Here is a 20481-nt window from a genome sequence, read left to right on the forward strand (position 1 = left end):
TTGGGAAGACGTTCAGGGGTTCAATCAGACTTTTTCGGCGAGAGGCAACCCTTTGCCCGGGACAAAGCGCCATTTCGTCGCACAATGGATCAACAAACCCCGACCCGAGAAGGATCGGGGCTCGCTGCCTCAAGACCCGTAGGTCAGCCGGATCTGGTAGTCCGGATGCGCCATTGCGAAGGCGGGTGCAGCTGGAGCAGTCCGCGAGGCGATGCGCATGACGACCTGCATCGCCAGGGTCATCGCCACCAGAGCGACCCCGTAGGCGGCCAGAATGCCGATGGCCGTCACGGTATTGTTCAGTTGCGAGAATGCGCCGAGCGCCACCGGCGCATACCATGACGTGGCCGAGATCGCTCCGGAGATGACGAAGGCATTGCGCGCACCCCTGCCCATGCCCGCAAAGAGCGTCTGGCCGATCTGCGCCCGGATGCGGGGCATGACGATCGAGTGGATGAACATGCCATTCGCAGTCAGAATCGACACGATCGCCAGTTTTGCCCAGATCTTCTCGTTCATCAGCTTGGCCGGTTCGAAGAATGCGTACTGGATGAGAAAAGCGATGCCGGTGATCCAGAGCAGCATCAGACCGAAGCTGACCAGCCGCGCGCCGAAATCGATCATCTGCCAATCGTGAAAGGTGATGCGGCGGCTCCCGACGAAGCGCAGCAGCATGAGGTCAAGCATGGTGGCCGCGCCCAATCCGATGGCAAGGCCGATGAAATGCGCGAAGCGGGTGGCATTCTTGACGGCGAGCACCACATCGCCGCTCAGTGCCAGTAACAGGCTGTCCAAGTTCATTCTCTGTCTCTCCGTGGTTATCCCCCTGTGCGTTGCAGCAATTGTCACGATGCGATGAGGCAGAACACGTGCGAAATCCGGGCAGGATCCCGCTGACAAAAAGAATGAAGTATTTTCAGCTTCTTAAGAGCGGAAACTTTGGGTATCGTGCATTAACATATTCGAATGTCCGACTTCAGTCCGTGGACTTTGGTCTGTGTCATCGATACACGGAGTGGGGACCTAAGTCCCAAAAATCGGCGATTGAGGCGAGAATCAGGCGCAATCGCGGCAGGTGCCTTCCGCAGATGAAGCATCGCATTGTCTGCGGTGCTGCGCGCGGATAGACTTGCCGCCATGATACCAACTTTCTTTCGCCGACCAGTTCACCTTGCGTCAACGTCGTTGTTGCTCGCGGCACTGTGTCTCGCCGCGCCAAGTGTCGCGGAGGTTCTCGAGGACGATCAGTCGCTTCCGGCGCTCTACGCGGTGACGGGGGTCGAACCCGGAGACGAACTCAACATCCGGCTGGAGCCGCGATCGAATGCCGACATTATCGGCAGGCTTCCACCACAGTCGGCTGGCATCGAAGTTGTCGGCCGAAAGGGCAACTGGCTGCAGATCAACAGTGTCGAGGCCAGCGGCTGGGTGGCAGCACGGTTTCTGGAGCGGGAAGCCGGCGCCCCGCAGTCCGGTGTGCTGCCGGAGCGGCTCGCATGCTTCGGAACCGAGCCGTTCTGGTCGGTGGTGGCTGCGGGAACCTCCATGACCTACAACACGCCGGACAACCCAGACGGTACGCCGTTTTCGATCCGCCACGTGACGCGGGCCATGAACAGCCCGTCGCCGCATTGGATCATTCTTGGCGAGCGGCAGGCACAGTCGATGACGGCAGTGGTGATGCCTCAAGCCTGTTCGGATGGCATGTCGGACAGGATGTTCGGGCTTGCGACGACGATCGTGATCGACAGCGGGGACACGGCAACGGGCCTGAGCGGCTGCTGCTCCATCGCGCCAGCCGCGCAGAACTGAGCCAATCGTTCATCGCGCTGGTACTGGCCGCTGGTAGCCGGGTCCTATCGTCAGCGGCGCGTCCGGAACGACGGATCCATCGACCTCGGACATCACCGTAAAGCGGTGTTCCCAAAAAGGCTCACCGGTCTCCCGGTCCAGCAGAAGCAGATCGACCCCATAGGGCTTGCCGGCCACGACGCCGGACAATGAGGGGCTGCGCAACGAAATTCGCCGGTCCGGAACGCCTATCCTTTCTTCCACCAGATAGGGTGGTCCGCCGAGGGGATCTTCGAAACGCGCCTGGAGCACCGTGCCGATGGGGATGGGGCGATCGACGGCTGCCGAAAAACCCATATAGATGTCGGATACGCGGTAATTCAGAATGAAGCTCGACCCGAGGATCTTCAGATAGGGCCTGTCGACGCCATCATCGCGCAAGAGGGAAAGCGCGCCATAGAGCATCGCGCAGAGAAGAATCCCTGCGAAAAACGCCCAGAGCAGTGCGGTCTCCTGCGACATCGCAGGCAGAAGCGACCGTCGCGCGAGTGAAGCCATGACCACTCCTCGAAAAAATGAAAGCGGGTCGATGACCCGCTTTCATCCTAGCACATCTGGCTTTGATAATCAGCCGTAAGGCGAGATGCAGGAGCGCCGCGGGCCGTGATAGGGCTGGAACGTGTTGTCCGACGCACGGTAGGACCGGTATCGCGCGTAGCACCAATCGATATGAGCCGAGTTCAACCCATAGCCTGGACGAACCGGACGGATGGGTGGAGGCGCAATGTAGCGCGGAGCAGGGCGGTAGTAGCCACCGCCACCAATGATGATGTCGACCGACGGGCCGCGACGGTAACGCGGGCCGTAATGACGTGGGCGGTGCGCATAACGGTCGCGGTGATGCCAGCGACGTGCATCACGCCAACGGCGATCATCCCGCCAACGCCGCCCGTCGCGATACTGGACTTCGGTCACGAGATTACCGAAGCCCCGGTCCTGCGCACGGGCTGTCACGGTCGAGGGTAGTAGTAGTGTCGCGGCAATCGCGACTGCACTCAAAATGGATAGGAAGGCGCGCATGCCTTGTCTCCCGAGCAATGCAAATTCGCTCCTCTATTTCCGATGCCGGGATGGGAGAGGAGGCGGTTGCGAAAGTCCCTTCGCTTGTCCGGCGATTTTGTGAACGTCTTTTTTGAGAGCCGGTTCCAAAAGGTTGCAGCAAAAACGTGGCAATGGAAAGGAGGGCGTGCATGCTTTTGCCAGTCAACCGGCATCTTCGCCGTTGCGGCCCAAAGGCGTGTGATTGGCGGTAAGGAGCTTCATCCATGACAATCGAGCGGACGGGCGGCACGGTCATCCCGCTCTCACAAATTTCCATCCCTATGTCTCCCGAGCCGCACCCATTCGAGATCGCGCATCGAGATGCGGCCGAAGAGGCTTGGCAGCAGACGCTGCGGGCCAATCCAGCTCTCTTCAACGGAACCGTCATGCTCCATTCCACGATGGACATCCAAGACGGCCGGCTGACCACTGTTGCGCATCGCGTGCCCTATTCGGCATTGCTGCTTTTTCTCAAGGAGCGGCCAGTCGAAGGCTGCTGGCACCTCTTCGGCTCCGCTCTCCTCGTCTCCAGCGACAATCGCGTGATCCTGAGCCGCATGGCAGAGCGGACCGCCAATGCAGGCCTCGTCTACAGCCCATGCGGTTCACTCGACCTCAGCGACGTCGTTGGGGATAAGGTCGACATCGATGGCAACATGCGGCGTGAGGTGCTGGAAGAAACAGGGCTCGATCTTGCGAGCGCTGAGGCCGAGGCAGCGTACGGCATGGTGGAGATCGGCGGCGTCGTCGTCATCGTCCGGCGCTTCTTCTTCGACATGACGGCCGAAGAACTGGTCGCTCGGGTGCGCGCTCATATCGACGCTGAGGCCGACCCGGAAATCGATGACGTCTTTTCTGTCGGCGCGGAAGACGCACCGCGCTCCGACTACCAATTCTACATGGCGGAGCTCCTGCACTGGCATTTCCGTTCAAAACGTTGAAGGATGGCCATACCGAGAGGGTAAGAAGCCGATAAGAGGAGGTGCGCGACGTGGGGATGCAGTCGCAAGCACGGCCATATGCGATTTTCGATGTCTTTTCCGACCGGGCGCTCGCGGGCAATCCGCTCGCTGTCGTCTTCGAGGCGGACGGGCTGGACGACGCGGCGCTGCAGGGGATCGCTGCCGAGTTCAACCTCTCCGAAACGGTGTTCGTGCTCTCGCCTCAAAACGCACATCACACGGCGCATCTGCGCATCTTCACGCCTGTGCAGGAACTGCCCTTTGCCGGCCACCCGACGGTTGGCGCCGCCGTTGCGCTCGCGCATCGGCGCAAGGGTTCAACCGAAAACGGCGCAGGCCATTGCGATACGGTGCTGATGCTCGAAGAACGCGCCGGCAATATCCGGGCCGTCGTCAGCATGCGCAACCACGCGGTCGATGATCGGCCGGCGGGATTTGCCGAGTTCGATCTGCCCCGTCTGCCGCGGCAAGTGGATTGCATCGTCAAGCGGGACCAGGTCGCGGATGCGCTCGGCATCAATCCGGGCAGTGTCGGCTTCGAGAACCATGTCGTTTCCGTCTGGAGCGCTGGCGTGCCCTATGTGCTCATTCCCGTGCGTGACCGGACGATTGCTGAAAATTGCCAGTGCGACCCGGCGCGATGGGAGGCGCTTGCGCCCATCGACGAAGGCATCCTGGCGAGCGCCTTCGTTTATTGCAGAGGCGGGATCGATCATTCTGCCGATTTCCACGCGCGGATGTTCGCTCCATGCTCCGGCACGCCGGAAGATCCCGCCACGGGTTCGGCGGTTGCCGCGCTCGCAGGTGCCGTCAACGCGTTCGACGACCTGCTGGACGGCCATCACTCCCGTATTGTCGAACAGGGCATCGAGATGGGCCGCCCCTCCAAGATCCACCTGCACATGGATGTGACGGCTGGCCGCATCACCCGCGCTCGCCTGGGCGGAGCCGCCGTTCGGGTTGCGGAAGGTTTGCTTTATGTGTGACAGGGGCTGGACAGGGCCGCGGATCGACGTTATACGCGCCCAACTCCGGCCCGAAAGGCTGGGCCCGTGGGTGATTAGCTCAGTTGGTAGAGCAGCTGACTCTTAATCAGCGGGTCGTAGGTTCGATCCCTACATCACCCACCACCATTCTCCTAAGCTGCTGATTTTGCGCTGACCCCTTGATCTCCAAGGGGTTGCGCTTCAATTGTGCTACACAACACTGATACACATAGTGGGGCTGGCGTGGCACGAAAACAGCTGTAATTGCACAAGCGTGGGGGCATTTACCAGATCCGTTTGAGGATGCCCTCTCGAGCAATTCCAGTGTGGATCGAGAGCGTCTGATTATGCCCGCGTCGGCATCCTCGGTTGGTACTATGGTATCACCAATGCTGCCAGCGCCATGACCGCGGCCCAGTCTGGCTCCTTCCAGGAAGATCACGCTGGGACGGCTCGGCTGTGGGACGAACAGATCGCCAACCGCGAGCTGGCCATGTCCCCCTTCAGTTGGCGGGTAAGCAGCTTAGTCGAGGTCACCTACAAGCCGGAGGTCGCATTCTACAGGCAAGGTAGCACGGGCAAGCTGCTCTGGAAGCCAGCGACCCCGGCTGAAGCTTTTGGCGCTGCTGCCGAATATCTCTCCGGCTCTGCCGCCTGGTATGCGTGGCGGGCGAAGGAGGATTTGATCAAAACTGCCCAGTTCAAGGCTTTAGGCGTGACCGATTTCCGGACAAAGGCCGCTCGAGAGCTTCGTGACGAACGTCTTCAAAAGAAGTCCATCGGCTTCATTCATCAGGCATCTCGGTATCGAGGAAAAGCGAATTATCGGGAGGCGCTCTTTCTCGCCTATGGTTCGGCGACGGAGACGATACTCTCGGGCTTCGCTGACGACATGGCTGCAGTGCTCAAGGCATACCTGAGCATGGCTGGTGCCTTTGCGAAGCGCAAGCTTGGAGGCAATCTATGGTCAGAATTCGTGACGGATGTTGCCCCCAAGAGGGCGTTCACAAGTCGCGCAGCTGATGTCTGGAACTGATCAGACGTCAATCACGACAAGCTGTTTTCCAGGATCAGTCAGTCCGAAGACGACGCTTGATTGTCCAGTTGCAATCGGCCGGCCAAGTCCACGACTTAAAGGGACCAGTGCAGGTTCTGCGTGGCATCGATCTTGATGCCAGTGGATCCAAATCAACCCATTCCATGCTCAGAACGCCAGTATCGGTCGCGAATGTTTTTTCAGCACGATTTCCGCCCTATGGGTTGAAACGCGCCCCCACTAGAATGGAGGGATGACCTGGCACTGTTAACGCACCAGCTGATCAAGCGCCGCGATAATCGCGCGGAAGAATGCCAAAGTTTCCTCAATCTCGGTCTGATCCACAACGATAGTAAGGTCGCCATGAACGATGTCATTGCGGCGATTTAATTTTTGGTCGAGTAGCTTCTCGGCACTCTCCGCTACCCGCCGCCGTGTCTTATCGTTGAAGAACGCCTGCAACTGAGTGTGCTGTACGAGGAATGATCACTTGGCGCGTCGGAACACCTTTGGCTACCATAGGTTCGAAAGTCGAACAGGAGCCCGACGACATGGACATAGCCGAGCTTCGTGGCTGGTATCGAAATCGATTTCTTTCAGGTTCAGCGCGCGAGAGCGAGATCACCGAACGGCTTGAAGCCTGCCTTAGATGGATGATGCAGGATGACGACACGGTCGAGATGCTTGCCGGCAATTCGCTAGCGGCCAGTCCGGAATTGGCGGACCCTCAAGCCGAGGGGGATAGGCAGTTCGTGGAAGAAATCATTCGGAACCTCGAAGAATATCTGTCGGACGCCGCCGGCTAGCACTGTGCTCCGGAGCAGCCTTGAGGGGGGCGCTGGACCTGGGTTGTTTGATCTACCTTGTGCTGCTCCAACTTGTCTTCGTGGAAAATTCGGAACTATGCCGCGAGCTTCTCTGTTCGCCATAGAAAGAGGGGCGGCAGAATGTTGGAAAAGGCCGGGCAACTCGAGATCGTTATAGCGGCGCTCGAATATGCAGGAATTGCCGTGATCATCGTCGGCGCTCTCTACGCTGTTGTCGCTTTCGGGATGGCGCTACTCTCTGGAGTGGATGGTCAGCCGTTCCGGGCCATGCGGGCGCGGCTCGGACGCTCAATTTTGCTTGGGTTGGAATTCTTGGTTGCAGCCGACATCATCGCGACCGTCGCCATTGAACCGACCCTGCAGAAAGTCGCAACGCTCGGAGCGCTTATCCTGGTACGGACGTTTTTGAGCCTTTCGCTTGAAGTGGAAATCGAAGGTCGATGGCCGTGGCAACGCGCCGACGCCGAACATCCTCTGGAGCGCCCGACATCCAAATGATGCTTCGGTTTTGACGCAATCAGCCTCCGGCTTGCATCCCCACCTCCGCGAGGTTTTCGCGCCTAGGAAGAACATCGGAAGTGCGCCCAACTGGCAATTCGGCGGGCACATCAGGAACATGATTGACGTCCGGGCCTAACCAGCCCGTTTTGGCGCGAAGGAGCGGCTGCAACAGGCTCGCAAGCCGCCGTTGAGATCGGCCGCACGTCAGCAGCTATTCGGCCTGCGGCGCCCAAAACGCATTGTTTCGGATCAGCCCCCAACACAGCAACGTTCGGTAGGACGAAAAAAGACTAGCCTTGATCTATTTTTGGGATCCGGAAGGCAGTTCACGACGAGCGAAACTGATGAGCTGACATTCCGACCCGCTGATGTTGCGTAAAACTTGAAATGCGGCTGAAAATAAGCCGTTATGTGGCGAGGTCTACGACCTCGAAAGCTCCGGCGCCAAGCAGACGCGCATTGAAAGTGCTGCAGAACAGACTAACGGGAGACACGAATGACCCTCACCAAGATCCACATGACCGGCGTTGCCGCCGCTCTTGCCGCGACGCTGGGTGCAGGCACTGCGCTTGCCCAGGACCAGCAATTCATCTCGATCGGCACAGGCGGCGTCACCGGCGTCTACTATCCGGTCGGCGGCGCCATCTGCCGCCTGATGAACCAGAACCGACGCGAGCACGGCATCCGCTGTTCGGTGGAATCGACCGCGGCCTCCGTCTATAACGTCAATGCCATCCGTGGCGGCGAACTCGATTTCGGTGTCGCTCAATCGGACGTTCAGTACAACGCCTATAATGGCGAGGCTGATTTCGAAGAGCTCGGCGCCCAGGAAGATCTGCGGGCAGTCTTTTCGCTCCACAATGAGCCTTTGACGATCGTCGCTCGCGCCGATGCCGGCATCGAATCCTTCGCCGACATCGAAGGCAAGCGGGTCAATGTCGGCCAGCCTGGCTCCGGCACGCGTTCGCTGATGGATCTCCTGATGGCAGAGCGTGGCTGGACGACTGCAAACCTCGCCGTGTCGGCTGAGCTTGCGCCTGCCGAGCAGAGCGCAGCGTTGTGTGACAACAACATCGATGCTTTCGCCTATGCCGTCGGGCATCCGGCAGGCGCCATACAGGAAGCCACCACGACCTGCGACAGCGTTATCGTCAATGTCGATGGCGAAGAAGCGCAGGCACTGCTCGATCAGTACCCGTATTACACCGCAGCAACGATTCCAGGCGGCATGTATCGCGGCAATGACGAGGACATCATGACGATGGGTGTCGGCGCGACGCTCGTCGCTTCGGCCAACGTGGACGAGGAAGTCGTCTACCAGCTGGTCAAGGCCGTCTTCGACAATTTCGAAGACTTCAAGAGCCTGCACCCGGCGCTTGAGAACCTCGAAGCATCCGCAATGGCGAACGAGGGCAATTCGGCTCCCCTGCACCCCGGCGCCGAGCGGTACTTCCGAGAAGCCGGCCTGATCGAATAGTCAGGGCCTTCGGACGCGCGGCGAAATCGTCGCGCGTTCGCTTCGCTTTATCGGCGCGAGAGCCGCCTCCACGATGAAAGACGCGCCATGAGCGACGGTACCCGGGACGTCGACGCCCGTAAGAGCATGAACGATGACGAACTCCAGGATCTCGTCGCAGCGACCGACACGGGTGCACGCAATCCCGCCGGAACGGCGGGCTTTGTCATAGCCGGCGTGGCGCTGTTGTGGTCGCTCTTCCAAATCTACATTGCGTCGCCTTTGCCATTCATGATCGCACAGGCGACCGGCTTGCAGGTGGTGCTGAACGACACCCAAAGCCGCTCGATCCACCTCGCTTTCGGCGTGTTTCTGGCCTTCATGGCATTCCCAGCCTTCGCCAGCTCGCCACGCGATCGCATACCGCTGCTCGACTGGGTCCTGGCGCTGGCGGCCGCGTTCTGCGCGCTCTACATCTTCCTCTTCTACCGAGATCTGGCTCGCCGACCCGGCCTTCCGATTACGCAGGACATCGTGGCCGCAGGCATCGGCATGCTGCTGTTGCTGGAAGCCACGCGCCGCGCGCTCGGACCACCGCTTGTCGTCGTTGCCGTCGTCTTCCTGGCCTACGTGTTCTTCGGCTCGTCCACCCTGGTCCCCGACATCATCCGCTGGGGTGGCGCCTCCTTCTCTCGCGCCATGGATCAGATGTGGCTGTCGACCGGCGGCGTCTTTGGGGTCGCACTTGGCGTATCGACGGCCTTCGTGTTCCTGTTCGTCCTGTTCGGCTCGATGCTGGACAGGGCAGGGGCCGGCAATTTCTTCATCAAGCTCGCCTTTGCGCTGCTCGGACATTTGCGTGGAGGTCCCGCCAAGGCGGCCGTACTGGCATCGATGATGACGGGTCTCATTTCCGGCTCGTCCATCGCCAATGTGGTGACCACCGGCACATTCACCATTCCGCTGATGAAGCGGGTTGGTTTCTCGTCCGAAAAAGCCGGCGCGGTCGAAGTTGCAAGCTCGGTCAACGGTCAGATCATGCCACCGGTAATGGGCGCTGCCGCGTTCCTCATGGTGGAATATGTCGGAATTCCCTACATCGACGTGATCCGTCACGCGTTCCTGCCGGCGCTCATTTCCTACATCGCGCTGCTCTACCTCGTGCATCTGGAAGCCGTGCGCAACGACATGCCAGCGTTGCCGAAGCGCGTCGACCGGTCGGGACGCGAGGCGCTGCTGCGGACCCTGATCGTCATGCTTTCGATCGTGCTGATCATTGGTGCGATCTATTACGCCATCACGTTCGTGCGCTGGCTGCTTCCGGACATTTCTGCGCCGGTTCTGCTGCTGTCCCTGCTCGGCGCCTATGTGGCGCTGATCTGGTATGCGGCGAAGTCGCCGGAACTGGAAATCGACGATCCGGATGCAGAAGTTGTCGAGCTGCCGATCGCATCGGAAGTTCTGAAAACGGGCCTTCATTACCTGATCCCGCTCTTCGTCCTGGTATGGTTCCTCATGGTCGAACGCCTGTCGCCCGGCCTGTCGGCGTTTTATGCCGTCATGACGCTGATTGTTATCACGGTCACGCAAAAGCCGCTGAAAGCCTTCTTCCGGGGCATGCAGTCCGATGAGACACGCCGCGCAATGCGGGAAGGCTTCGATGATCTCATTGTGGGCATGATCCTCGGCGCCCGCAACATGATCGGCATCGCCTGTGCCACCGCTGCAGCCGGCATCATCGTCGGTACCGTCACGCTGACCGGCATCGGCCAGGTCATGGCCGAGTTCGTCGAATTCCTGTCGGGAGGCAATATCTTCCTGATCCTGGTCTTCACCGCCATCATCAGCCTGGTGCTTGGCATGGGCCTGCCAACCACGGCGAACTACATCGTCGTGTCGTCGCTCATGGCGCCGGTTATCGTCGAACTCGGTGCGGCGAACGGCGTGCTGATCCCGCTGATTGCGGCGCATATGTTCGTCTTCTATTTCGGCATCATGGCCGATGTGACTCCACCGGTCGGCCTGGCGTCCTTTGCGGCGGCCGCCGTGTCGGGCGGAGACCCTATCAAGACGGGCTTTACGGCGTTCTTCTACTCCCTCCGCACGGTCCTCCTGCCGTTCATCTTCGTCTTCAACACGGATTTGCTGCTGATCGACGTCGGCGTTGCAGGCGCCATCTGGATTTTCATCAAGGCAACCTTTGCTATGTTGATCTTCGCGGCTGCGACGCAAGGATTCTTCATGGCGCGCAGCCGCATCTGGGAATCCGCGATCCTGCTGCTCGTCACGTTCCTGCTGCTGCGCCCCGGCTTTTTCCTTGATCTCGTGCAGGCACCTTACGACACCGTGCCGCCGCAGCAGGTGTTCCAAGTCGTCGAGGCAGCGCCGGACGGTGGCGAAATCCGTCTTGAGATATCGGGTCCCGATTTCGATAATCCGGACACGATCGTCAGCCGAACCATGGCCTTTGGCCTGGGGGAAGCGGGCGCACCCGGCGAAGTGCGTTTCGAGGAAGCCATCGGCCTGATGGCGATGCTGGACGGCGAGCGTGTGGCGCTGGATGAGCCGCTCGACCTCAACAGCCTCGCGGGCAGGACGCTCGGTGGCCTCGACTTCTATACCGATCCGCCGGTCCAGATCACCCGGGTCGAGGTTCCAGCGGAACGTCTCCCGCGCGAGATCATGTACATTCCGGGCTTCCTGCTGTTCGGGCTGGTGTTCTTTACCCAGCGCCGACGGGGCGGCACGCTCTTCGGCAACCCACAGGCAAGGTGAGGGGACGACGATGTATCGCGAAATCCTCGTTTCTCTCGATCTCGGCGACAAGGTGATGGCCGAGAAAACACTGAGCACGGCGATCGATTACGCCAAGGTCTTCGGTTGCCGACTGCATGTGATGACGGTCGTGCCTGACTACGGGATGGCGATCGTCGGCGGCTTCTTCCCGAAGGAGCATGAGCAACAGGCGATCCAGCACATGGATGGTCTGCTTCACGCCTTTACCAAGGCGCACGTGCCGGCCGACATCCGCCACCGTCATATCGTCGGGCATGGGTCGATCTATCGAGAGATCTTGCGCTACGCGGATGTCGCTAAGGCAGACCTGATCATTCTCGCCGCTGCCACGCCAGGCCCGGAAGATTTCCTCATCGGCCCGAATGCCGCCCGCGTCGTGCGACACGCGAAGATCTCAGTTCTCGTTGTGCGGTAATCCGCGAACGAAACGAACACTGGTAAGCTCGGATTTCAGGCGCGTCGCAACTTGCGCACACACTTGAGCGTTCGCCGGATAAAGAGGCCCGTTCCCGCACTCGGCGGGCGAACCGGTCGCAAATGTGTTTGACCTGGTACCAGCCTACATTTGCTCGGAGGATGGTCTTGATCGGATTGTCAGGTGTCAAAGAAGTCGCAGTATCGGCCGCGCAGGGTTGGTTGAACGATCGAGCGTTGAGCCTCGGTGCTGCGATCGCGTTCTACACGCTCTTCGCGCTCGCTCCCATGCTCCTGACAGCCGTTGCCGTGGCGGGATTGGTGTTCGGCCAGGAAGCGGCGCAAGGCGCTCTCGTGGGAGAACTGGGCGGACTTTTGGGTCCTCGGGGCGCGGAGGCGCTCGAGGCCATGTTGGCGAATACGCGCGACACAGGAAGCGGTATCATTGCGACTATCGTCGGGACGGTGACTTTTCTCGTGTTGATGACGGGCGCCTTCGTGCAATTGCAGGACGCGCTCAACCTGATCTGGAAAGCCCCGCCTGCTCGCCATTGGGGTCTGGCGTTGGCCCGCAGCCGGCTGATGAGTTTCGCCTTCGTTATTGGTATCGGATTCTTGCTGCTGGTGTCGCTGGTCATCGACGCCGGCCTCACCGCAGTCGGTACCTATCTCGGCGAAAAGCTTCCAGGCTGGTCACTGGTTCTGTTCGCGTTCAATTCGCTGTTGGCCCTCGCCAGCGCCAGCGCAATGTTCACGGCAATCTTCAAGGTTTTGCCGGATGTTCCGGTAGCGTGGCATGACGCGTGGGTCGGCGGGCTGCTGACGGGGCTGATGTTCACGCTCGGCAAGTTCCTGATCGCCTTCTATATCGGCAGCAGCGGGGTCGCATCGACATACGGGGCGGCTGGGTCGATCGTCACGATACTTCTCTGGATCTATTACTCATCCCAGATCGTGCTGTTCGGCGCCGAAGTTACGAAGGCTTACGCGGGAGTCCGCGGCGACGCCGATACTCGGTAAAGATGCCCAGCCAATCCGAGAATTCACATCGAAGGATATGTTGTGTCCGCCGCACCAGCATCGCGTCAGGGAACTGACTCGTCGTCGAACGCCCGGCAGTCTGCCCCTTGGGAATCGACGGTGCATTCGTAGACGTAGGACCCTTCCTCGTCCCTCACTTTGACGACGACGTGACGCCGCGAACCGTCTGGCAGGATCTCGCGTGTGATCTGGCCAACGGTATTCATTGCTGCAGCACGCGCTCCTTGAAGGTCGACCATCTGCAGACCCTGATCATCCTTGGCGATGCGCGTTCCATCCACGACGTCGAAAAAATACCTGGCCATTTCCTTCTCCCCTTGGGGCGAGCCCATCATCGGACGAGGCCTCGCCTTGATCTCATAGAAAGGAAATGGCTGGGTATATGAGTTGTTCCGGAAATTGGCATATCCTATGGCTCTCGTTTTGAGCCTTCTGGATTCCGCAGTGAGCGGGGATGAGATCGACCGGTGGCCGGTTGATGCGCTGGGTGTCGAAGCGGTGGACTATTCGGGCTGGCGGGACATCCCCCATCCGGCTGCAGTCAATGCGACTACTTTATCGACCAGGCTGGCTGGCACGATGGAGCAGTCCCCGGCTGAAATGGGATCATCGTGGAAGATGTACACATGAGCCGCGAACCGCTCGAAAGGCAGAGAGGCTTCACCAAAGCGCTCCCCATGACCTTCCGTCGACACGACGGTGCCGTTTCCCCAATCCTGGCCACTATCATTGTTGGGGTTGTAAAAATAAACGCGCATCACTCCATCTTGGTCCAGCGAAACCCTGATCAGGCTGATGGCGTGCCATCCTACAAACGTTCCCGTGTTCGTCGTCGCAGCTATCCCGATCGGCTGCGGGTGAACGATCTGCTGATTGCCGTTCCATGTTGGGTGATACGCAGCGCAAAACCGGCTTACGAAATTTCGGTGCTCCGCTAAATGCCCGCTGTTGACGTCGACGGCGATATGGAAATCGCGCCCCACCCACCAACCATGCAATTCAGGGTTGATCCAGCGATGGGGATCCTCACCTCGGTTCCCGCAGCGACGGCCCATTTCCGCATAAAGCTTATCCAGGTGAGGCACGAGGATGGCAGATATCGGGTCGGTGTCCAGCACGGGGGTCGTCACCAAGCCGTGCCCGAGATCCTTGCTTTCGATCCGCTGCCCCTCGAAATGCATGATGAGATTATCGTGCAGCGCCGTTTGGGCCACGATATGCAGCAGGTAGTCCGGATCATTCAACGCCCAAAGAGAGAGCGCTCGGGCTGATTGACAGGTTGGATTGTTGCCCTGACCCACGCCGAGCGGCAAGCCAAGCATCTGCAGCAGCCCGGCCACGAGGTAAGCCCTCGGCTCAATCCTTGTCCCGAACCTCTCGGACAGCACCGTCTGCACAGAGTTGCAAATGTTCAGATCGAGCATTCGCCAGAACGACGGAGCGACGGGTGGTGAATACAGGATCCCTCGCTCCAACATGAGCGCCAGACCCAACACCGCCTGCGCGGTTTCGGGGAACACCGCAGTACGGATAAGGTCGTGGGTGAGCGCCGAATAGCATCGCATTGCATCGAGCCCGGTGCTGCTCAATCCAAGTGCTCTGCCAAGAAGCTCGTCGCTTTGATGGTCGACCGCCCAACGGACGAATGCGGGATGATAGTCGGAGACGATGCCTGTTTCATGCATGCGCTTGGCGAGCGTTTCGGCTTCGAGCTTGAGCGTTTCGTCGTCTGCTGAAGAGAGGCGGTCTCCGTAGCGGCTTAGGCCGGGGTCATCGGCGCATAAAGAGGTCGGGGAAAACGCGGCCTCGACAAGCCGCTTGGCCCGATCGGACAGGTGCGATTGCGGAAAGTTGGCATTCGATCCTGTCACCGCGATTTGGGCAATCATCCCTTTGATGTGGTCGATCTGGATTGGACGCTGGGCAAGCACACGATGGACCTCATCCACGAGCTTCTCCTGGATGGTCATCGGTCCGACGATTTCGAGCAAAGTCGAGAAGAGGCGGTTTATTGCTGGATCGAGAGACCCGGCGGACGCCCGGCTGGCTTCGTCGCTTGTACCGAATATGCGGGCGAGGTTGAGCGCCAACACCTTGGCCAAGAATTCCGATGCTGCCTCAGCCGTCAGTCCGGTCTTTCGATATGAACCGCTGGCGACTGCGCCGAAACGCAGGAGGCTCATGCATTCAAGCATCTTGGTTTGAAGCGGACCATCTCTCAACGTACCGCCGACCAGACCGGGCAAGAGAGCTTCCGGACGGTCCCAATCGGAGCCAGCAAACAAGCCTGCAGCATCCGCTCTGGCCGCTCTGTCACGCAGTACAGCCAGTCCACCATCGTTCACCATGATCCTGCGAGCGACGTCGAGCAAACGGCCCTGATAGTTGGCCTTCGCGAAGGACGATGCATTCTCCAATTGCTCGAGCATGCGGTCGAACTGTCCGACAGTTTCAGCGAGCGGTCGCCGTGTCATTTCCAGGTGGTTCATCAACGCTCCGTGCCTGTGGCTTGCGGTTCCGCCCTGTGGACGGTTTGTCCAGCATGCCGCAGGGCTCAGTCTCGATCGATAGCGACCTGCGCCAGAGAACGAAGCAATCGCTAGACGTAAAAATCCAGCTCTTCCTGTCGTTTCAGCAGGTCCCGCATTTGGTGCGCGTCGCTGCCGAAGAAGTAGACCAACCCCCAATGGGTCCCGAATGCTGTGCGCTTGGTAACTTTTTGCTCCATCGGCGGCGCCAATTCGTGAAACTCGAAATAGCTATGATTTTCGGTTTCATCGGGGATCTGAAGCTCGCTGACCACTCGCCGACGCGGATAGACGCCAAAACAGCCAGCATGTCCCTTTGCGCCAGTCACAGGCTCGGGGAAGAAAGCATCCAATTCTTCTCGTGTCGACTTCGGATCGAAGGCGAGCACCAACGCCTGATAGGCGTTGAAGCCATACGCTCGTTCCATCAGCTCGAAGGCATTGAACCCTGGCGGACGATAGGCCACTTCACCGAAATAGAGTGTGCCGTCATTCGTCACGAAGTATTCCGGATGAATGAAGCCGAAATCGATATCGAAAACTTCGATCAGCTTCTCGATCTGTTCCGTAATGCGGCCGCGCCACTTTTCCAGTTCTGGCGTGGCGGGCACAAAGACAGAATAACCAAGCGTCACATACTCCGATATGTTGAGGAACTGGATTTTTCGGTCCTTGATCCAGGCTTCCACCGCAAATTCCCAGCCGTCCAAATGCGATTCCAAGAGAGCGGGAAACTCGTCGTCTGAAATCGCATCGACGTCGTCGGCAGTCCTGATCACGCGGTGCCCGAGACAGCCCGCTTTGTCGAAGGCTTTCATGTGGATCGGATCGTTCACGTCGCCTTCGAGTTTCAGCAGCGTTTGGTTGACGCGCTTCAGGAACCGAATGACATCGGACTTGTCCATCGCCTCTTCGAAGATGCCCACTCGGATACCGCCGAGCTGGGCGCGACGCTTCATCAAGGACTTGTCACGAAACAGCATCGACTGACCAAGAAGACGCGGATTGCCGAGAAGGACGGAATTGATGGCGCCAGCCCACTCCACGGTTTCTTCGAACAGCGGGATGGCAACGTCGACGCCCATGTCTTTGAGCGTCTGCGCAATTTCATGCGAGCGGTCGTTAAGTCGCTCGAAATCCCATTTGATGAACGGGATATCGTTGGCGGTTGCGTACTCTTCGGCCCAATATGGTGCGACAACGATATAACGGCGGTCAAATTTCGCGATCGCCTCAATTGCCTTGAGGCTCCATCCAAGAATGGCGACATAGCCCTTTTCGGGATGTGCTGCAGTCATACGATCTCCCAGCCCGGCCCTAGAGAGGCCGTAATTTGGTTTGATTGTCGAATTATAATATGCTGGATTTACGTAGCATGATGAGAAATTTAACGCAAATTCCCCACAAAGAGGCAAGGGTTGGGAGAATATTGGTTCGATGGTCAAAACTATCGAAAAGACATCGTCGCCGTTCTTTGTAGCTGCTCTGCGAGATGTGGTTCTGCGACCGAAACAATTGACGACGAAGAAGCCAAGGTCATTTCGAGCGCATGACAACGCTCATGGTGCCATCGCTTTCGAGAATAAGAATGGCAACCTCATCGATATCGTTGCCGCCGGAAGCCCGCACAGCACTCAGTGCCTCGTCCTGCGTGACGCGTTCCTGCTTCATTGCCGAGGAGCAAAACTGGCCGTCCCGCGCAAGCAAGGCAGGCTCAGATCGGAGTGCGGAGGCGAAGCGGCCCGATCGGACGGACATGAAGGTGACAAGGAATTGCAAGAGGATCAGCAGGGCAAGGGCGATTGCACCTTCAGCGAGGGCAATGGACTCCTGAAGAATGATGGCAGACAGCGTTGAACCGAGCGCGACTGTGACAACGAGATCGAATGCGTTGAGTTTGGCAAGAGTCCGCTTTCCTGAAATTCTCAGGAACAGGACCAACGACGCATATGCCAGCGAGCCGACCACAACCGTGCGGACGATTCCTGACCAGTTCTGAAAAAACATTTCCGACCAATCCATTAAAATGCTTCTCCAACGCCAATTCGCCGATGATCCCCGAGCCGCTTTCACGGTCGATCCAAAGACTGAACTGGCAGATCCATCGCAGGTTCAACAATCAAACTGTTATTTGAAATTTCGATGGTTGGGGGTCGGACATTTGATGCCCAGCAGCTACGCTGTTGGGCGATGACAAAGTCATGCGTACCGCGCAACTTCTGCCGCAGCCTGGTCGATTGCTTGCCTGTCTTCGTCCAGAGACATCGCCGGTATAGACCGGAGAAGAGCCAGCCGGGAGTGTCGAGCCGCTTCGATACGAAATCGAGGATCGGGAAGAGCCGCGAGCGCCGCCAAAGCTTTCTGCAATCGGACATGGACCTCCACCAGAGACGCGCTGTCTCGTGCGATGGGGCTGAAAACATCGTCGAACAGCTCTCCAAGCTTCACAGAATTCATCCGGACATTTGGATATCGGACGGCGTCGCGATCGGTAGGCTCGCTCCAGATTGTAAGCAGCCGAACGCTTCTTCCAATGACATCAATTGCAGTGCCTGGATCATTGACCGCGGGTGACAGTGCGCGCTGCGCGATTTCCGCCAGTACAGACATCCCAAATCGGGGATCCTGATCGAAAGATCGTTCAGTTTCCAACGTGTAGCAATTGCGGACGGCTGAGCGAATGGCCTCATCCTCACATGCAATGCGCGCTAGGGGTCGTCGCGTGTCGACAAACGTACCGGGTAGGGCAAGCGAATAGAGGATGGTTTCACAATCCTTGGCGATCTCTTGTAGTCTCTCCATGTCGATGTGCTGAACATAGCCGATTTCGGTGGAATTCACCGGCTCTGCGGACGCTGGGATGTCGGCTTCGTCTCCCAGAAACATTGCGCCGAGATAGGGCTGGACATGGCGGTTGTTCAAAGCCTCTGCCGTGTCTTTTTCGACTGCCGATGTCGTTTCGCCGACACGCCCGAGGCGTGTCAGATAGTCGATCCAGCGCAAGAGAGTGACGACGATGAGCAGTACGACGAATATCGTCACCACGAATAGGATGACGCGGCCCTGTTCGCCGTAAGCCCCCATCGAGAGCGTGATGATCGCAACCAAGCTGAAGAGAAATGAGCCCACAAAAGTCGAAAGGACATTTTGCGAAGTGGCGTCCTGAAGCAGAAGCTTGGTGGCGCGTGGTGTCACATTCGTCGTCGCCGCGGAATAGGCGGCCACCATTGAACTGACAGAGAACGTGGTTACTGCAAGCATCGACGAGGCGATGATCGTCAGGATGTTATCAACCGCGTCAGCGCCGATTGATGCGGATATTTCATAGGGAATATAAGGCCCCACAAATATGGCAAGTAGCGCCGAGACCACAGCCAGCAATGAAATGAGGGTGCTACGAAACCACAATCGTCTCGTTAAGAGCCGAAGGATCCAGCCCAGTTTCGACGTCATATCCGTATCTCCCTAAATCCCTAATTGCCTCCCTTGCCGTTGGAAGCGGGAGATAGCAGCAGACGTAGCGCTTTTCGACCAGCCGTGCGCAGCTCTTAATTTCTTAAGTTCAGGCCATCTCCTGGCTTGCCGTGAATGGCAAGGCGATCGGCGATCGTCTCGCTTGCCTTGTTCATGCCTACGATCTCGACGTCGGCACCGTCGCGCCGGAACTTCAGCACAGCCATGTCGAGGGCAGCGACACTCGAAATGTCCCAGATATGGGCGCGCGAGACGTCGATCGTGACCTTTTCCAGCACCTCCCTGAAATCGAAGGCCGCCATGAAGTCTTCGGTTGAAGCAAAGAAGAGTTGACCGTCGACCGTATATGTCCGGTGGCGCCCGTCGTCACTGGGTGTGGAGGAGACACGGAACAGCTGCGCGATCTTCCAGGCGAAGAAGATGCCCGACAGCAACACGCCGATAAGGACGCCATAGGCAAGATTATGGGTGAAGACGACGGTAACGACAGTCGCCAGCATGACGATTGATGAGGAGCGCGGATGATCCTTGAGATTGACGATGGAGGACCAGGAGAAGGTGCCGATCGAGACCATGATCATGATGGCGACGAGCGCCGGCATCGGGATCTGGCTGACGAGGTCGCCGAGCACGAGGATCATAAACAAGAGGAGGATGCCGGCTGCGAAGGTTGAAAGCCGACCGCGTCCGCCTGACTTCACATTGATGATCGACTGCCCGATCATGGCGCAACCCGCCATGCCGCCGATGAAGCCGGTGGCCGTATTGGCAATGCCCTGGCCGATGCATTCCTGATGGCGATCTGATGGCGTGTCAGTCAGATCGTCCACGATCTGCGCCGTCATCATGGACTCCAGCAAGCCGACCACCGCAACTGCCGCCGAATAGGGCAGGATGATCATCAGGGTCTCGAAGGTCAGCGGAATGTCCGGGATCAGGAAGACCGGCAGGGTCGACGGCAAATTGCCCATGTCGCCCACGGTTCGAACGTCGAGGCCGAAGACGATGGTCAAGGTCGTGAGCACCACGATGCAGACCAGCGGCGATGGGATCGCCTTGGTGAGATACGGAAACAGATAGATGATGGCGAGACCGGCGGCGACCATGACATAGGTCAGGTTCGGAACGCCGACGAGCTCGGGAATCTGCGCCATGAAGATCAGGATCGCCAGTGCGTTGACGAAGCCAGTCATCACCGAGCGCGAGACGAACCGCATGAGCGCGCCAAGCTTCAGCAGGCCGAAGAGAATTTGCAGCAGGCCCGCGAGAACGGTGGCGGCCAGCAGATACTGAAGTCCGTAGTCGCGCACGAGCGTGACCATGAGCACCGCAGTCGCAGCGGTGGCAGCCGAGATCATGCCCGGACGTCCACCGACGAAGGCGATGAGCACGGCGATCGAAAACGAGGCATAGAGGCCGACCCGCGGGTCGACGCCAGCGATGATGGAAAAGGCGATGGCTTCGGGAATAAGCGCCAGGGCAACGACGAGGCCCGAAAGCAGGTCGCCGCGCACATTGCCGAACCATTGCGCGCGGTAAGCGGACAAGGAGGTCATGAAAATCCAGAT

General features: G+C 58.9%; 20 protein-coding genes and 1 tRNA gene. 11 read left to right on the top strand and 10 right to left on the bottom strand.

Going from position 1 to position 20481, the window contains the following annotated elements; genetic code table 11:
* Nucleotides 1-129: 129 nt before the first annotated feature.
* On the bottom strand, nt 130-801 hold the full coding sequence (locus tag D5400_RS08655) for a hypothetical protein (RefSeq protein WP_126009576.1): 672 nt from the start codon (nt 799-801) through the stop codon (nt 130-132).
* Between the two features lie 387 nt (nt 802-1188).
* Here D5400_RS08655 and D5400_RS08660 point away from each other — a divergent pair, with 387 nt between their 5' ends.
* Entirely contained in the window at nt 1189-1812 is a 624-nt protein-coding gene (locus tag D5400_RS08660; RefSeq protein ID WP_164527826.1) for a COG3650 family protein, read from the top strand.
* Between the two features lie 9 nt (nt 1813-1821).
* Here the strand turns inward: D5400_RS08660 and D5400_RS08665 are convergent, their stop codons facing one another.
* A complete protein-coding gene (locus D5400_RS08665; protein ID WP_126009580.1) occupies nt 1822-2349 on the bottom strand; it encodes a hypothetical protein in 528 nt (175 codons plus the stop codon).
* A gap of 69 nt (nt 2350-2418) precedes the next feature.
* Nucleotides 2419-2871: a BA14K family protein gene (locus D5400_RS08670; RefSeq protein ID WP_126009582.1), complete on the bottom strand. Its 453-nt coding sequence runs from the start codon at nt 2869-2871 to the stop codon at nt 2419-2421.
* Nucleotides 2872-3116: 245 nt separating this feature from the next.
* Between D5400_RS08670 and D5400_RS08675 the strand changes: the two genes are divergently transcribed.
* From D5400_RS08675 to D5400_RS08690, 4 genes are all read left to right on the top strand, one after another.
* Complete coding sequence (locus D5400_RS08675; RefSeq protein WP_126009584.1) at nt 3117-3833, top strand: NUDIX hydrolase; 717 nt, start codon at nt 3117-3119, stop codon at nt 3831-3833.
* 56 nt (nt 3834-3889) lie between these two features.
* A complete protein-coding gene (locus tag D5400_RS08680; protein ID WP_126012979.1) occupies nt 3890-4840 on the top strand; it encodes a PhzF family phenazine biosynthesis protein in 951 nt (316 codons plus the stop codon).
* Nucleotides 4841-4908: 68 nt separating this feature from the next.
* A tRNA-Lys gene (locus D5400_RS08685) sits at nt 4909-4984 on the top strand.
* Nucleotides 4985-5243: 259 nt separating this feature from the next.
* Nucleotides 5244-5876: a hypothetical protein gene (locus D5400_RS08690; protein ID WP_205665542.1), complete on the top strand. Its 633-nt coding sequence runs from the start codon at nt 5244-5246 to the stop codon at nt 5874-5876.
* A 267-nt stretch (nt 5877-6143) separates the two neighbouring features.
* Here the strand turns inward: D5400_RS08690 and D5400_RS08695 are convergent, their stop codons facing one another.
* Nucleotides 6144-6338: a HEPN domain-containing protein gene (locus D5400_RS08695; protein WP_126009585.1), complete on the bottom strand. Its 195-nt coding sequence runs from the start codon at nt 6336-6338 to the stop codon at nt 6144-6146.
* 89 nt (nt 6339-6427) lie between these two features.
* On the opposite strand from D5400_RS08695, the gene D5400_RS08700 reads away from it, so the two are divergent.
* The 6 genes from D5400_RS08700 to D5400_RS08725 all read left to right on the top strand — a co-directional run bounded on the left by D5400_RS08700 (nt 6428) and on the right by D5400_RS08725 (nt 12890).
* Nucleotides 6428-6682, top strand: a complete 255-nt coding sequence (locus D5400_RS08700; RefSeq protein WP_126009587.1) for a hypothetical protein — start codon at nt 6428-6430, stop codon at nt 6680-6682.
* 141 nt (nt 6683-6823) lie between these two features.
* Nucleotides 6824-7201 carry a DUF1622 domain-containing protein gene (locus tag D5400_RS08705; protein WP_126009589.1) on the top strand — a complete coding sequence of 126 codons (378 nt, stop codon included), beginning with the start codon at nt 6824-6826 and terminating at the stop codon, nt 7199-7201.
* Between the two features lie 499 nt (nt 7202-7700).
* On the top strand, nt 7701-8681 hold the full coding sequence (locus tag D5400_RS08710; protein WP_164527827.1) for a TAXI family TRAP transporter solute-binding subunit: 981 nt from the start codon (nt 7701-7703) through the stop codon (nt 8679-8681).
* Between the two features lie 87 nt (nt 8682-8768).
* The gene (locus D5400_RS08715) at nt 8769-11435 is read left to right on the top strand and encodes a TRAP transporter permease (protein ID WP_126009591.1); all 2667 of its coding nucleotides are present in this window, start codon (nt 8769-8771) and stop codon (nt 11433-11435) included.
* A gap of 10 nt (nt 11436-11445) precedes the next feature.
* Entirely contained in the window at nt 11446-11871 is a 426-nt protein-coding gene (locus tag D5400_RS08720; RefSeq protein WP_126009593.1) for a universal stress protein, read from the top strand.
* A 167-nt stretch (nt 11872-12038) separates the two neighbouring features.
* Nucleotides 12039-12890: a YihY/virulence factor BrkB family protein gene (locus D5400_RS08725; protein WP_245451488.1), complete on the top strand. Its 852-nt coding sequence runs from the start codon at nt 12039-12041 to the stop codon at nt 12888-12890.
* 65 nt (nt 12891-12955) lie between these two features.
* Here the strand turns inward: D5400_RS08725 and D5400_RS08730 are convergent, their stop codons facing one another.
* The 6 genes from D5400_RS08730 to D5400_RS08755 form a co-directional block, all read right to left on the bottom strand.
* Nucleotides 12956-13216, bottom strand: a complete 261-nt coding sequence (locus D5400_RS08730; RefSeq protein ID WP_126009597.1) for a DUF6894 family protein — start codon at nt 13214-13216, stop codon at nt 12956-12958.
* 198 nt (nt 13217-13414) lie between these two features.
* Nucleotides 13415-15400: a hypothetical protein gene (locus tag D5400_RS08735; RefSeq protein ID WP_126009599.1), complete on the bottom strand. Its 1986-nt coding sequence runs from the start codon at nt 15398-15400 to the stop codon at nt 13415-13417.
* Between the two features lie 110 nt (nt 15401-15510).
* Nucleotides 15511-16884, bottom strand: coding sequence for an ATP-grasp domain-containing protein (locus D5400_RS08740; protein ID WP_205665543.1), 1374 nt, complete (start codon nt 16882-16884; stop codon nt 15511-15513).
* 91 nt (nt 16885-16975) lie between these two features.
* Complete coding sequence (locus D5400_RS08745) at nt 16976-17461, bottom strand: DUF421 domain-containing protein (protein ID WP_126009601.1); 486 nt, start codon at nt 17459-17461, stop codon at nt 16976-16978.
* A 177-nt stretch (nt 17462-17638) separates the two neighbouring features.
* On the bottom strand, nt 17639-18892 hold the full coding sequence (locus tag D5400_RS08750; protein ID WP_126009603.1) for a DUF2254 domain-containing protein: 1254 nt from the start codon (nt 18890-18892) through the stop codon (nt 17639-17641).
* 95 nt (nt 18893-18987) lie between these two features.
* A complete protein-coding gene (locus tag D5400_RS08755; RefSeq protein ID WP_126009605.1) occupies nt 18988-20469 on the bottom strand; it encodes a SulP family inorganic anion transporter in 1482 nt (493 codons plus the stop codon).
* Nucleotides 20470-20481: the final 12 nt, after the last annotated feature.

It is taken from the genome of Georhizobium profundi (assembly GCF_003952725.1).
Classification (GTDB): Bacteria; Pseudomonadota; Alphaproteobacteria; order Rhizobiales; family Rhizobiaceae; genus Georhizobium; species Georhizobium profundi.

Coding starts and splice junctions, on each gene's coding strand:
- D5400_RS08655 (WP_126009576.1), bottom strand. CDS start 801: ATGAACTTGGACAGCCTGTTACTGGCACTGAGCGGCGATGTGGTGCTC.
- D5400_RS08720 (WP_126009593.1), top strand. CDS start 11,446: ATGTATCGCGAAATCCTCGTTTCTCTCGATCTCGGCGACAAGGTGATG.
- D5400_RS08730 (WP_126009597.1), bottom strand. CDS start 13,216: ATGGCCAGGTATTTTTTCGACGTCGTGGATGGAACGCGCATCGCCAAG.
- D5400_RS08700 (WP_126009587.1), top strand. CDS start 6,428: ATGGACATAGCCGAGCTTCGTGGCTGGTATCGAAATCGATTTCTTTCA.
- D5400_RS08745 (WP_126009601.1), bottom strand. CDS start 17,461: ATGGATTGGTCGGAAATGTTTTTTCAGAACTGGTCAGGAATCGTCCGC.
- D5400_RS08680 (WP_126012979.1), top strand. CDS start 3,890: ATGCAGTCGCAAGCACGGCCATATGCGATTTTCGATGTCTTTTCCGAC.
- D5400_RS08705 (WP_126009589.1), top strand. CDS start 6,824: ATGTTGGAAAAGGCCGGGCAACTCGAGATCGTTATAGCGGCGCTCGAA.
- D5400_RS08675 (WP_126009584.1), top strand. CDS start 3,117: ATGACAATCGAGCGGACGGGCGGCACGGTCATCCCGCTCTCACAAATT.
- D5400_RS08735 (WP_126009599.1), bottom strand. CDS start 15,400: ATGAACCACCTGGAAATGACACGGCGACCGCTCGCTGAAACTGTCGGA.
- D5400_RS08665 (WP_126009580.1), bottom strand. CDS start 2,349: ATGGCTTCACTCGCGCGACGGTCGCTTCTGCCTGCGATGTCGCAGGAG.
- D5400_RS08750 (WP_126009603.1), bottom strand. CDS start 18,892: ATGACGTCGAAACTGGGCTGGATCCTTCGGCTCTTAACGAGACGATTG.
- D5400_RS08690 (WP_205665542.1), top strand. CDS start 5,244: ATGACCGCGGCCCAGTCTGGCTCCTTCCAGGAAGATCACGCTGGGACG.
- D5400_RS08715 (WP_126009591.1), top strand. CDS start 8,769: ATGAGCGACGGTACCCGGGACGTCGACGCCCGTAAGAGCATGAACGAT.
- D5400_RS08710 (WP_164527827.1), top strand. CDS start 7,701: ATGACCCTCACCAAGATCCACATGACCGGCGTTGCCGCCGCTCTTGCC.
- D5400_RS08670 (WP_126009582.1), bottom strand. CDS start 2,871: ATGCGCGCCTTCCTATCCATTTTGAGTGCAGTCGCGATTGCCGCGACA.
- D5400_RS08755 (WP_126009605.1), bottom strand. CDS start 20,469: ATGACCTCCTTGTCCGCTTACCGCGCGCAATGGTTCGGCAATGTGCGC.